We start from the raw sequence: 13,856 nt of genomic DNA, 5'->3' as shown, positions 1-13,856 counted from the left end.
AACCCATGCACCTCACCAGCGGCCACCGACAGGTCCAAACCATCCACAGCACGCACCCGACCGAAACACTTCACCAAACCCGAAACAGAAATCGCGTCAGTCATCGCTCGTCCCTACCTTCGGCGTCCGGGGCGGACGCCTCGCTCTCGCGGGTGACGGCGTCGCCGATGCGCGCCCCCTCGGTTCCGCCGAAGAACTCGGCCATCGCGCCGTACACCGCGACCATCGCCGCCGGTGTCCGGGCGGCATGGGCGCGCGCCAGCACGTCGGCGCCCATCAGGCGCGACAGGTGCGCGTGCAGCACGAGGGGCCCCAGATGCATGGCGCCCATCACCGCCGCGGCGTCGCGCACGGCCGCTGAACCGGGCGGGAAGCGATCGGGCCAGCGCTGCGACAGGAAGCCCTCGGCCGCCCGGGTCCCCTTGTCGAACAGCGCGGACGCGGCCGGCGAGCCCTCGATGAGCGCCCGGGCGAGGTAGCGGCTGCTCGCCTCGCTCTCGTTCAGCATGCCCGTCATGAACCCGGGCTCGGCGGCCTCGTCGCCCAGACTCCGGTCGGCCTGGTCGAGCAGCGCGCCGATCGCGAAGGCGTCACAGACCTCGCGCAGCCCCTCCTTGGAGCCGAAGTGGTGCCGGATCAGTCCGGTCGACACCCCGGCGGCATCGGCGATCAGCTGAACGGTCGCGCCCTTGAACCCGCGCTCGGCGAACACCCGCAGCGCCGCGTCCCGGATCCGGGCACGCCCGGTGAGGTCACCGGCGGCCGTGCCGCCGGGATCAGTCGAACTCTCCATGCCAAGGAGGCTACATGCTTATGTAGTTTACTATCAATCCGTGTAGCCCTCGGATCGATGACTGGCGCAGTGGTGTGAATCGGTGCTGGCCACCGCCCCTGGAACCGCCGCAGTGGGCGGCGGCGATGCCGCGGCGGCGCGAGGCCATGCGGAGTTCGATGGTGGGCCACCTGGGGAGCGAACCCTGAACCCGCGGATCGTGATGCTCGTGGTTGGCTGACCTTGCATGCGCGTGTACGGGCCGTCCGACTCCGCCATTACCGCTGAAGCGGTGCCTGCCAGCCGGTGGTGAGCAGGAGTCTCGTGGCTCTCTGATGCGAATGACACCCTTTTGTAATTGCGGTACGCGAACGGACCGCGAAGCATGCCCTTACCAAGGGTGATGATCTGAGTGTGATTGGTGCAGGTGGGCGGCGGTGTCAGCGCCTGAGTCGGCCCTGCGGTGCGTTATGCGAGGAGCCGGTGCTGTGCGCTGCCGCTGTGCTCGGTTGGCCCGTCGCTGCTGTGCTGTCGTGAGCGAAACCGGATTCCGTCGGTGAAGTTGATCACAACGCGCGTTTACGCAGCTTGTGACTCTATTGAGGTGCGGACATTGACTTCTGGGCTATTTTTCTATTGATCCTCTTTGGGGCTTCTGGTTAGTTTGGGCCGCGATAACTGGTCAGGTGCGCTCCGGTTCACGGGTTCTTCGGGGAAGACCTGCGTGGCTGTTGCTCGTGCGGGTTGCCGTTCCCGGGTGGCGGCCTTGTGAGCTGCGGAGGTGGCTGGTCCATGGCGGCTGGTCGAGTTCGGCGTGCGCACCTTTCGGGCGTCGGCGGAGTGGGTCGGTCGGCTTCCCGGGTGGGGGCGGTCGTGCTGGCGCTGGCCGTTGCCGTGCCGATCTCTGTCGTTCCGATGCCGTCGTGGCCGGGGCTGGATCTGCTGTCCGGAGTCGCGTTCGCGGATGTGGAGACGCCTGAGCAGCGGGACGGCTCGGCGTCCGGACTCCCCCATGAGGCGTCGGCGGAGTCGACGGCGGCGAACGCGAGCGGTGCGGGCGCCTCGGCGGACGTTCCCGACAACGCACTGCCGCACGAGTGGCCGACTCTGCCCGAGGACACCCCGTCCCTTGAGCCACCCGTCCCCGAAGGCACTGCCGAGACGGAACCCGAGATCGTCGAGGAGCCCGCGGCCCCGGAGATCGCCGGCTTCGACGAGGACACCAGCGTCGAGCTGGTGGAGGAGCGCTCGGAGTTCTCGCGCACCTTCGAGAACGCCGACGGCACCCTCGCCACCCAGTTCTCCACCGAGCCGATGCACTTCGATGCCGGTGGCGGCGAGTGGGAGGAGATCGACACCTCGCTGGTCGGCGACGGGGACGGTGGTTGGACGAACGCCGCCGACAGCGCCGACATCTCGTTCGCCCCCGACGCCGCCGCCGAGGAGTTGGCGCGGCTGGAAGTCGACGAAGGGCGCGTGCTGTCCTTCGGCCTGGAGGGTGCGACGGACGCGGAGGGCGTGGTCGAGGATTCGGCACCCGACACGATCACCTACCACGACGCTCTCCCGGGCGTCGACGTCGAACTGCAGACCCAGGTGGGCGGGAGCGTCAAGGAGACCATCGTGCTGTCCGCACCGCCCGCGGACGCCGGCGAGGCGAGCTGGCGGTTCCCCCTGGGGATGGAGGGCATCCGCCCCCGGCTGGACGAGCGGGGCGCGGTCGAACTGCTGGACGAGGAGTCGGGCGAGGTCCTCGGCCACATTCCGGCCGGATACATGATCGACTCCGATATCGATCCCCGCTCCGGGGAGGGCACCTCTTCCGAGGAGGTCTCCTACCGCCTGGTCCGGGAGGCCGACGGATGGGTGCTGGTCGTGACGGCGGACCACGACTGGCTCACCGACGACGCGCGCGTGTACCCGGTGCGGGTGGACCCGACGGCGGCGTGGAACTACAACGCCACCTCCGACACCTACGTGCAGACCGGCTACAACACCTCGCGCTACTCCGAGCAGGAGCTGAAGGCCGGAACCTACAACGGCGGCTCCGACCGCGCCGCCTCCTACCTGCGGTTCAACTCACTGGTCGACCGGCTGGAGCACGCACGCATCTACAGCGCCGAGCTGTACCTGTTCAACCACTGGTCCTATTCATGCCAGGCGTCGCCGGTACGGGTGCACGCGGTGACCCAGTCGTGGAACCAGACCCAGATCTCGAACTTCCCGGGCCCGAATTACGAATCGCAGGAGCTCGGGTCGCGCAGCTTCGCCCGCGGCTGGATCGCGCCCGGTTCGACCACCAGCAGCTGCCCGGCCCGCTACGAGGGCATCGACCTCGGCACGCGCGGCCGCGACCTGGTGCAGGGCTGGGTCGACGGCACCCGCGCCAACTACGGCATCACGGTCCGCGCCTCCGACAGCGCCAGTTCGGGCTGGAAGCGGTTCGGCAGCCGGGAGTCGTGGGGCGCGCCCTACATGACGGTGGTCTACAGCCCTTACCGGGCCGAATACGCGTTCGCCCAGGACCCGCCGGTGCTCGACCCTGCGCCCACGGCCAACCGCGCCACCTACGTCGACGTGCGGGTGACCAACCGCGGCGCGCAGACCTGGACGCCGACGAACAACTTCCGGCTCAGCTACCAGGTGTACGACACCGAGGGCGAACGGGTGTACCACCAGGCCGCCACGACCGCGATGCCGCGCAACGTCGCCACCGGCCAGAGCGCCACCGTCCGGGCCCGCATCAACCCGCTCCCGCCCGGGGAGTGGGAGGTCCGCTTCGACATGGTGCACGGCGTCAACGAGTTCTCCGCCTGGGGCGTGCCCCGGACCGCGCAGCTGTCATTCGAAGTGCCTGATCTGCCACCCCAGCTCATCGACTACAGCCCGCGCAGCGGCGCCCGAGTGGCCTCACTGACACCCGACCTCACGGCGGTCGGCCGCAATAACGACAACTGGCCGACCGACGACATGCAGTTCTACTTCTACCTGTGCGACGGGGTCTGGCCGGACTGGGAGTGCACCGAGTCGGGATGGCAGTCCTCGACCTCCTGGCGGGTCCCCGCGGGCACGCTCCAGTGGGGACGGCAGTACTTCTGGTCCGTATGGGTCAACGACGGCGGCGAGCCGACCGGGTCGCCGTGGCTGGCGATGACCCCGGCCCCGGAGCAACCCGCGATCACCTCGCGCCTGGCCGGCGGTACCGCGGGACCGCAGGCGGCCTTGGGACGGGTCGATCCCTCCATCGGCAACTACACCCAGACGGTGACGGACGCGTCGGTGGAGGCGGCCGGGCCGCCCCTGTCGGTGACGCGCAGCTTCAACTCCCAGGACCCGCGGGGAACCGGGATGTTCGGCGCCGGCTGGTCCACCCGCTTCGACATGCGCGTCGTCCCTGACGGCGACGGAACCGGCAATGTCGTCGTGACCTATCCGGACGGCCGTGCGCTGCGGTTCGCCGCCAACGGCGACGGCAGCTACGAGCCGCCGCTGGGCGAGTTCGCGACCCTGGCCGAGGTGGACGGCGGCTGGCGGCTGATGGACAAGGCCGCCACCTCCTACCTCTTCGACGCCGAGGGACGGCTGGAGTCGGTGACCGACCACCGAGGCCGCTCCCAGACGCTGACCTACGGAACCGACGGACGGCTTGAAACGGTGACCGGGCTCGGCGGCCGCGCCCTGTCCTTCGACTGGACCGGCGGCCACGTCGGCGCCGTCTCCGTCGACCCCGGAACCGGTGGCGAGCTGACCTGGACCTACGGCTACGACGGTGATCGGCTGACCGAGGTCTGCGATCCGGAGGGCGGGTGCACCTCCTACGGCTACAGCGCCGGCTCGCACTACCGCTCGGCCGTCATGGACGCCAACCCCGCCGGGTACTGGCGCTTCGAGGAGCCCTCGGGCACCGTCCTCGCCAATGAGGTCCCGACCGCGCTCGGCGGCGAGGCGGCCGCGAACGCGGGCGCCGCTCTGGGCGCTGCCGGCGCGCTGGCCGGGGTGACGACGAGCAGTATGTCCAGCGGACCCGGGGCCTTCGCCCGGCTGCCCGAGCGGGCCCTGTCGCGGCTGGGCACGCACGTGAGCGTCGAGGCGTGGTTCCGCACCACCGGCAGCGGCGTCATCGTCAGCTACCAGAACACCGCCACCGGCGCGCCGACGAGCAACGTCCCGCTGGTCTACGTCGGCACCGACGGCCGGCTGCGCGGCGGCATGTGGACCGGGCTGCCGGCCAGCCCCATCACCAGCGACGGGGCCGTCAACGACGGCCAGTGGCACCACGCGGTGCTGTCGACCTCGGGCACCTCCCAGCGCCTGTACCTGGACGGCGAACTGGTCGGCACCAAGTCCGGGCAGATTCTCTTCCGCGACAACGCCCACACCTTCGTCGGCCAGGGTTGGACGTCCTCCGGCTGGCCGGGCACGCCCGCCACGTCGGGGCAGTTCGCCTTCACCGGCCAGATCGATGACGTCGCCCTCTACCAGCGCCCCCTGGGCGCTCAGACCGTCGCCGACCACTACACGGCCGGTGCGGACGCGGCCGACCGGCTCACCTCCGTGACGACGCCCGAAGGCCGCGTCCAGAGCCGACTGGTCTTCGACGAGACGACCGGACGGGTCGCCGACCACACCGACCACAACGGCGGAACCTGGCACTACACCGAACACACCTACACCGGGTCGGTCGACGACGAGGAACCCCACGTGCGGTCCACGGTCACCGTCACCGACCCGCGCGGCGGCACCGCCGTGTCCGCCTATGAGCCGCTGGAGAGCCACCGCCTGGTGCGGACCGTCGACCAGCTCGGCCATCCCACCACGATGAGCTACGACGTGGGCGGGTTCCTGGCGACCATGACCGATCCCAACGGCGCGACCACCAGCTTCTACAACGACGAACGCGGCAACCGGCTCGGCGAGCGGGCCTGCCGCGACGCCGAGGGCCAGGTCTGCTTCACCCAGTGGTACACCTACCACCTCGACTCGGCCGATCCCTTCGATCCCACCAACGACCAGCTCCGCAGCCATCTGGACGGGCGCTCCGCCCACTTCCTGGACGGCACCTACCAGACGTGGTGGACCTACAACGAGTTCGGAGACCAGACGGCCGAGGTGACACCGGCCACCGCCGACTTCCCTGAGGGCCGTGTCACCCGATTCACCTACACCGACGGAACCGAGCAAGCGGTGGGCGGCGGCACCGTCCCGGCCGGACTGCTGGAGACCGAGACCGACCCCAGGGGCGGGGTGACGACCCACGGCTACACCGCCGCGGGCGACACCGCCTGGACGCGTGAGCCCTCCGGGCTGCGCACCGAGTACACCCACGACGGCATCGGCCGGGTGCTGACCGAGACCGTCATCTCCGACAGCGACCTGGACGGCGCCACCACCGAGTACGCCTACGACGGCGCCGGCCGTCTCGTCCGGACCACGAGCCCGGCGGTGACCAACGAGATCACCGGAGTCACCCACACCGCCCAGGTCGTGCAGACCTACGACGCGGACGGCAACCGCCTCACCGAGACCCTGGAAGACCCCACCGGCGGCTCCGCGCCGCGCACCACCGAGTGGATCTACGACGCCCACGGCAGAGTCGCCCAGGAGATCGACGCCCTGGGCGCCGCCACCGCCTACGGCTACGACGCCACCGGCGCCGTCACCTCCCGCACCGACGCCGACGGCAACCTCTGGCAGACCGAGTACACCCTGCGCGGAGAAGTCGCCGAGCAGCGACTCCACAACTGGACCGGCAGCCCGGACGAACCGGTCGAACCGACCCCGGTCGTGCTGGAGTCGATGTCCTACGACCCGGCCGGACGCCTGGCCACCCGCACCGACGCCGTCGGCCGCACCACCGCCCACACTTACTACGCCGACGGGCAGCCCGCGCAGACCATCGCCCAGGACGCGATCGTCGACGACAGCGGCGAACCGCGCGACGTGGTGGTGGAGTCCCGCACCTATGACGGCGCGGGCAACCTGACCCGGCTGGTCACCGGCAACGGCGCCACACGTATCGACTACACCTACGCGGCCGACGCCCGGCTGGTTTCGGAGGTGCTGGACCCCGAAGGGCTGGCACGCGAGACCCGCTACGGCCACGACGGCAACGGCAACGTCACCAGTGAACGCCGTACCGACGGAGGGGAACGGACCGAGGAGACTCGCTACCTCTACGACGCCGGCGGCCACCTGATCGAGGAGACCGTCGTCAACGACGGCGGCGAGGAGCTGACCACCACCTACACCGTCGACGACCGGGGACTGACCACCGAGGTCGTCGACCCGCGCGGCAACGCCGACGGTGCCGATCCGGCCGACTACACGGTCTCGATGCGCTATGACGCCGTCGGGCAGCTGGTGGAGGAGACCGGTCCGGCTGTGACCATCGACCGGTACGGCGAACCCCGCACCACCCGCCGCACGACGATCCAGTACGGCTATGACGTCGCGGGCAACCAGAGCAACACCGTCGACGCCGAAGGCCGCCTCACCTCCACCGTGCACGACGCGCTGGACCGCGCCGTCAGCAGTACCCAGCCGTCCTTCACCGGCGCTGACGGCCAGACGATCACGCCCACCGCGAGCCAGGAGTTCGACGCGCTCGGCCGCAAGGTGTCCCAGACCGACGCCAACGGCAACGTCCGCCGCTACACCTACGACCAGCTGGGCAACCTCGTCCGCATCACCGATCCGCCGCGCCAGGTCGGTGCCGAGCCGGGAGAGTGGCTCTTCAGCCACAATCTCGCCGGCGAGCAGATCGCCGCGGTCGATCCCGAAGGCGGCCGGATCGAGGCGACCTACGACGACCTGGGCCGCCAGGCGTCGGAGACGCAGATCGAGCGGCTACCGGAGGCGGCCGCCTTCACCACCCGCTACGCCCACGACGACGCCGGCAACACCACGGCCGTCACCGACCCGCTCGGAAACACCCGCACCACCGACTACAACGCCGCCGGCGAGATGACCTCGGTCACCGACGCGCTGGGCAACACCGCCGAATTCGACTACGACCTTGCCGGGCGCCTCACCCGCGTCACCGACCCGCTCGGCGTCCAGGCACGCACCCGCTACGACCTGGCCGGCCGGGCGGTCGAGACCTCCGACCACGCCGCCGACGGCACGCGCCTGCGCGGCGAGACCGTGGACTACGACGAAGCCGGCAACCCCGTCGCCACCACCTCCGCCCTCGGCCACACCACCACCCGGGCCTTCGACCCGCAGAACCGACTCGTGCAGCTGGTCGAACCGGTGGCCGACGGCGAGGACATCACCACCACCTTCGGCTACGACGCGTTCGGCGACCGGACCCGTGTCACCGACGGCCGGGGCAACGCGACCTACACCACCTACCACGCGGCCGGGCTCGTGGCGTCGGTCATCGAACCCGCCACCACCGCGCACCCCGACGCGGCCGATCGAACCTGGACCACCTACTACGACGCGGCGGGCAACCCTGTCCGCGAAGTGCTACCCGGGGGAGTGGCCCGCCGGCGCAGCTACGACGGCCTCAACCAGCCCGTCGCCGAGACCGGCACGGGCGCGGAGGCCGCCACCACCGACCGTGCCTGGGAGTACGACGCGGCGGGCCGCCTGGCGTCCATCAGCAGTTCCGCCGGTGACATCTCGATCACCTACAACGACCGCGGCGACATCGCCCAGATCCTCGGCCCCACCACCACACCCATCGGCCAACCAGTCGCCACGTCGACCTTCACCTACGACGGAGCCGGCCGGCTCGTCGAGCGCGAGGACCTGGTGGGAACCGCCGCCTTCGGATACAACGCCGCCGGATGGATCACCAGCCGCACCGACCCGCTGACCGGAGAGTCTCAGCAGATCGAGCACGACGCGGTCGGGCGCGTCACGCTGATCGAGTCCGCGAGCGGCGCGGTGGAGGAGCGCGACTACGACGACCTCGGCCGCCGCACCGGCCACACCGTGCGCAACGCCGGCGGAACGGTAACGGCCGCCACCGTCTCCGAGTACGACCTGGAGGACCGACTCACCGAGACGACCATCACCGGCGGCGCCCACGCCGGCACCCACACCTACGGCTACGACCGCGCCGGAAGGCTGACGTCGTGGACGGCGCCCGACGGCACCCTCACCGACTACGAATGGGACGCCGCCGGCAACCGCGTCCGCGCCGGGGACGAGACCTACAGCCATGACGAGCGCAACCGGGTCACCGCCTCCAGCGGCGGCGACACCTGGACCTACTCCGCCCGCGGCACGATCGACACCCAGATCGTGGACGGCGTCGTCACCACGATGCGCTTCGACGCCTTCGAACAGCTCATCAGCGACGGCCGCGTCCACTACGGCTACGACGCCCTGGGCCGTATCACCACCCGCACCGACAACCCCAACGCCGTCATCGACCCCGAGGGCGGCCTCACCTCGACGCTCACCTACGCGGGCCTGGACAACAACCCTGTCGCCGTCGTCGACCCCGACGGCAACCTGATCAGCCAGTACGGACGCGACCCCGACGGCGAGCTGCTGTCCACCCAGGAAGGCGGCACCGACCCGGCGCTGGCCTACACCAACACCCACACCGACCTCGCCGCCACCTTCACCCCGCATGGCGAGCTCGCCGCCACCGCCGCCTACACCCCGTTCGGCGAACCCGTCGCAAGCACCGGCACACCGCAGTCGCTGGGCTACCAGGGCGAATGGACCGACCCGGCCAACGGCAACGTCAACATGCACGCCCGCTGGTACCAGCCCCACACCGGCCGCTTCACCAGCCGCGACACCCTCACCCTCGAACCCGACCCCTCCGTCCAGGCCAACCGCTACACCTACGCCAACGCCGCCCCCACCACCCACACCGACCCGACTGGGCACTTCACCTGCTTCACCGGCTTTGGCTGTGCCAGGAGGACAGCACGCTGGATCTTCCGGCAGTTCCAGCCCAAGCCGTCGCCGCGGAGGATCTACACCCCCTTCCGGCCCAAGATCCGCCCGCCCATCACTTGGCCCAACACTCACTCCAAGGGCCGTGGAAGCCTCTACCAAAGCGGCGGCGGAGGAGGCGGCTGGGCCCTCCCCGTCCTCGTCGGCATCGGCGCCGGAATCGGCGCGGGCCTCGCCTCCGGCCTCGGCACCGCCGTCAGCCTCGCCCCCATCGTCATCGTCGACCCCCGCATCGCGATCCTCAACACCATCCTCAACACCCCCCAACCACGCCCACCCATCCGCAACAGATTCGACCAGCGCCGCGTCAACGAGATGCGCGACCAGGAAGAAAACAAGATCGACCCGGTCGCCGTCCCGGTCGACATCGTCGACCTCTATGAGGAATACGGCTACGAGGACGCCCTCGACCAGGTCCGCAACGACCTCGGCCACACCCCCACCGACGACACCAACGACCAGCAGTGCGAACCGTTCCGCGACTACGGCACCATCCGCCCGAACGGACAGAGAACCGGTATTGTCGCCCGATTTTGTGACCATCGTGATCTTGGAGGTGGAGCCGATGCCTTGCGTGATCCTCCGGGATACCAGGCAATCCGCGTGAGGCGCGATTGGTTGTACAATCGAGGGCACCTCCTGGGTCAGCAATTCGGTGGAGATGGTAGAGACGAGAATATCGTCACGCTCTATCGGCATGCCAACGCCCCGACGATGAGCGGATATGAAAACCGTGTTGCGGACATCGTTTCTCGCGGGAATGAAGTGTTGTATCGAGTCACTCCAGTCTACGTTGGAAACAACGACGTTCCAGCGGCGATTCATCTGCAGGCGGTGGGTCGATCTTACAGTGTCGACATCTGTATTACTAATTCGGAAACCAGTTTGGCTTTGCCTGGCTATGCATGCCGATTGGTTCCATCCTGATCTTCGAAGCTATTGGAGGCGGCGTGTCTGCTGTCGATGATTTTCTTAGTATTGCGGGCGAGTCGACATTTGGATCGCCGAAAGTCAACTGGGGGGCTGTGGTTGACTATTATGGAGTAGAGTTTCCGGGTGATTATAAGGCAATATCTGAGCGTTATTTCAGTATTGCTATCAATGGCCGGCTGCTGGTTGCATTGCCTTCGGCGTTTGGTGGTACTGAAGAGGACTTCCTTGGAATTGACTTGTTGCGTCGGGATATAGAATCCATGAAACGGGGTTCGGAATTCGATGGTGTAGAACATCCTGTCGGTGTGACGACTGGCGTTAGAGTGCCGTATCCGCTCCATCCTGAAGTTCCAGGCTTGCTGCCTTGGGGGGAGACCGATACAGGGATAGTCTGTCTTTGGCTGACTTCGCAGGCGGCCGGCGACTGGACTATTGTTGTCACTGACTACGCCCGCTGGGAGCATTACGAATGCTCGCTGAGCGAATTCCTGGTCTCCTTGATGCGAGGCGAGATTGTCAACTCGATAATATCTGGAAGCTGGAGCGTTCAAAAAGGCGTCGAACAGTTCTCTGTGTGACACTTCGGGCGGTGATTGGGCCGCATCCGGCACCGCTTCCATGTCCTGCCCCTGCTCACCTTCGACGTATCGCCCTGGCAGCCGCTGGACGGTATCGCGCCCGGATCGACGCCGCTCAAGGCCTCCCAATCAACGGACTCGGAGCGGCTGTAAGAGCGCTGTGACCAACTCCAGACCGACCTCGACTAGCGGGATCCGCGACAGGCGCTGTGACGGTGCAGGGGGCGTCTGGACCGTCGATGGACGTCGGTCGGCGCAGTGCTCCTCCTGCGCTGCGGCGGACGTCCCCTGCAGCGGATCGGTCTCAAGATTCAGGTCCCGTCCAAGTCATCGGCTTCCAAACCAGGATCACCACTTGCATCGCCGCCGACGCCGGCACCGTCCGGAACCGCTACGTCCCCAGCGTTCACACCGTGACCAATGAATGCAGCTCACACTGACCACCGATCAACGGCCCTACCAGACCTGGCGCTCTGGAGGAGTCGCGGCGATTGCAGCGTGCACGCTGATATGCCGCTTACGAGTTGCTGAGCCCGGTGAAGCTCATTAAAAGCATGTCGCGATGGCCGGTGGGACCGTCGGGGCCTAGGACTACGGGCGTGACGTCGTGCAGGATGCGAGAGTCGTCGGCGTATAGGCTGTCGAGCCGGCCGGTGAAAGTGTGAAATTTCAGCAGTGCGCCCTCGATGTCGTAGATCTTGGTGCACCCGCCTGTCACGTTTTCCCGGTCAGGGGCGAGCGCCCGCACCGGTGCGGTACTTCTCCCGGTGCGGGCGCGGAAGTGTCCTCAGCAGCCCGATCACCCCGGCTGCGGGGAAGACCAGCGACGTGATGACGGCGGTGTTGGAGATCAGCACCGTGTCGCCGTCCCGCCACAGCTCCGGCGGCGTCCCGGCGGCGATCCCGAAGATGACCGCCCCGACCAGGGCGCACAGGATCGACAGGTAGCTGGCCTGCCGCAGGACGCGTGCCCGGTCCCCATCGGATACCGGGCGACGGACCCGCAGGAAGACGACCGTAGCCGGGGTTCCCACGGCGTACGAGGCGAAGACCACCCAGAACCACGGCGGGACCGCGTTCTGGTAGACGATCACCATGAAGCCGACAGCGGCCAGCCCTTCCATGAACAGGGCGATCACGGCGACCGAGTAGGCGATCAGGCGCGAGATCCTCAGCAGGTCCTCCGCCTTGCCCTCATACACCTCCAGCAGCACGGCGATCCCGCAGAAGATGCCGAGCGCGCCGACGCAGAACAGCCCGCTGCCGACCATCCCCTCGGCGTAGGCGCGGAAGCAGATCCCCTCGCCCGCGACGACGCTGGATATGTAGCTGCACACCTCCAGGGCGAAGAACGCCGAGCAAAAGAGCATCAGCGCCGGGACTCTGCGCCCGTCGGACCGCTTCGTGGTGAGCAGCAGGATGATCCCCGCGAAGAGGAAGCCACCCACGACTCCCGATAGGGCCGACTGGGCCTCGGCAGCGCGGATGAAGCTCCAGTCGATGCTGTCGCAGTTCGCCTCCACCGATGACTCCCGTCGCCGCGCCGTGGAGCCATGCTCACATTCACAAAGATCATCCTCCGCGAAACGCTCGAAATCCCTACTCCGCCCGCATTTCCCGAGGGGACTGCCCGAAAGGCACGCACGGGCACGCCTCTCGCGTTCCTTCGAAGGAAGCGGCGATGCCCTACGGGTGTGGACAGTGGGCGGGAATCGCGGACGGTCGCCGAGCGGATCATCGCGGAACTGCAGCTCACCAGCCAGGCGTTCGGCGACGACGAACTGGCCCACCGTGTCGGAGTGGGCCCCCGCCAGACGGTCAACTAAGCCTGCCGCCGCCTCGAACGTGCAGGATATCCGCGCCGCCGCCCGGGACCCGACGGCACAATCGTCAACGAACTCCTGCCCGCATCACCAGATAACGGGGGCGCCGAAGAAGCGGCGACGTGCACAGCGGGAGAGGGAACCGCGTCGCCGCCGCCTCGGAAGGTGAGCCGCCGCTGCCTCCCAGGCACAGCCTGGAACAGCGGCGGGCCGAACGCGTCATCCTCGTCAACCTGCCCGACCAACTCCGCGACGTGACCACCGTGCCCACCGAACCCGCACGACCAGCCCCCGCTGCGTGTGGACCCGAACCGCACACCACGCCGACGGACTGCCTGGAATATGTTGTCGTGCACGAGATGGTGCACCACATCGAACGCAACCACGGTCCGCGCTTCACTAAGCTGATGAATAGAGTCATGCCGAACTGGAGTGCTCAAAAAGACCACCTAGACAACGCCCCATTGGCTGAAGAAGCCTGGCCGCGCTGACGCCTGTAAGGCGTATGGGACTCAATGAACCGACGGCCTAGGCGCCAAGGCTGAGTCGCATCAGCGATAGTCGGCTTCCATGAGTTCGACGCTGAGCGGGCGAGCGGCCTATACGTTCTGGCGTGCGACTATGACCCGATCCCGACTGAAGAGCACGTTTGGAGCATCCCACGGGCGCAGTACCCCAGTGCCAGCATAGGAAACAGGCGCTGACCTGGTGTTCGATGGTGGGCCACCAGGGGATCGAACCCTGAACCCGCGGATTAAAAGTCCGCTGCTCTGCCAGTTGAGCTAATGGCCCGGGCGGGGTTGGCCGGGAGGCTGGTCCGCGGGTGAC

The 13,856-nt window shown here is 68.1% G+C and carries 7 protein-coding genes and 1 tRNA gene; 4 read left to right on the top strand and 4 right to left on the bottom strand.

The window, feature by feature from the left end:
• Nucleotides 1-100: 100 nt before the first annotated feature.
• Nucleotides 101-793: a TetR/AcrR family transcriptional regulator gene (locus CLV72_RS31255; protein ID WP_106253819.1), complete on the bottom strand. Its 693-nt coding sequence runs from the start codon at nt 791-793 to the stop codon at nt 101-103.
• Nucleotides 794-1,633: 840 nt separating this feature from the next.
• On the opposite strand from CLV72_RS31255, the gene CLV72_RS31250 reads away from it, so the two are divergent.
• Together CLV72_RS31250 and CLV72_RS31975 are read left to right on the top strand one after the other, a co-directional pair.
• A complete protein-coding gene (locus CLV72_RS31250; RefSeq protein WP_245930550.1) occupies nt 1,634-10,621 on the top strand; it encodes a DNRLRE domain-containing protein in 8,988 nt (2,995 codons plus the stop codon).
• A 23-nt stretch (nt 10,622-10,644) separates the two neighbouring features.
• Nucleotides 10,645-11,205 carry a hypothetical protein gene (locus CLV72_RS31975; RefSeq protein WP_146159653.1) on the top strand — a complete coding sequence of 187 codons (561 nt, stop codon included), beginning with the start codon at nt 10,645-10,647 and terminating at the stop codon, nt 11,203-11,205.
• Between the two features lie 517 nt (nt 11,206-11,722).
• Here CLV72_RS31975 and CLV72_RS34055 read toward each other — a convergent pair.
• Nucleotides 11,723-11,923: a 2OG-Fe dioxygenase family protein gene (locus tag CLV72_RS34055; RefSeq protein WP_425428141.1), complete on the bottom strand. Its 201-nt coding sequence runs from the start codon at nt 11,921-11,923 to the stop codon at nt 11,723-11,725.
• Nucleotides 11,924-11,933: 10 nt separating this feature from the next.
• A complete protein-coding gene (locus CLV72_RS31240; protein ID WP_106253817.1) occupies nt 11,934-12,728 on the bottom strand; it encodes a hypothetical protein in 795 nt (264 codons plus the stop codon).
• Between the two features lie 171 nt (nt 12,729-12,899).
• On the opposite strand from CLV72_RS31240, the gene CLV72_RS33775 reads away from it, so the two are divergent.
• Together CLV72_RS33775 and CLV72_RS32995 are read left to right on the top strand one after the other, a co-directional pair.
• Nucleotides 12,900-13,031, top strand: a complete 132-nt coding sequence (locus CLV72_RS33775) for a hypothetical protein (protein ID WP_281262455.1) — start codon at nt 12,900-12,902, stop codon at nt 13,029-13,031.
• Between the two features lie 119 nt (nt 13,032-13,150).
• Complete coding sequence (locus CLV72_RS32995) at nt 13,151-13,519, top strand: YgjP-like metallopeptidase domain-containing protein (protein ID WP_211303192.1); 369 nt, start codon at nt 13,151-13,153, stop codon at nt 13,517-13,519.
• Nucleotides 13,520-13,744: 225 nt separating this feature from the next.
• Here CLV72_RS32995 and CLV72_RS31230 read toward each other — a convergent pair.
• Nucleotides 13,745-13,820: transfer RNA gene (locus CLV72_RS31230), tRNA-Lys, on the bottom strand.
• Between the last annotated feature and the right edge of the window lie 36 nt (nt 13,821-13,856).

It is taken from the genome of Allonocardiopsis opalescens, assembly GCF_003002095.1.
GTDB lineage: Bacteria > Actinomycetota > Actinomycetes > Streptosporangiales > Streptosporangiaceae > Allonocardiopsis > Allonocardiopsis opalescens.
Note: the sequence above shows the minus strand (reverse complement) of the source record. Positions and strands in the feature narration are given on the sequence as shown.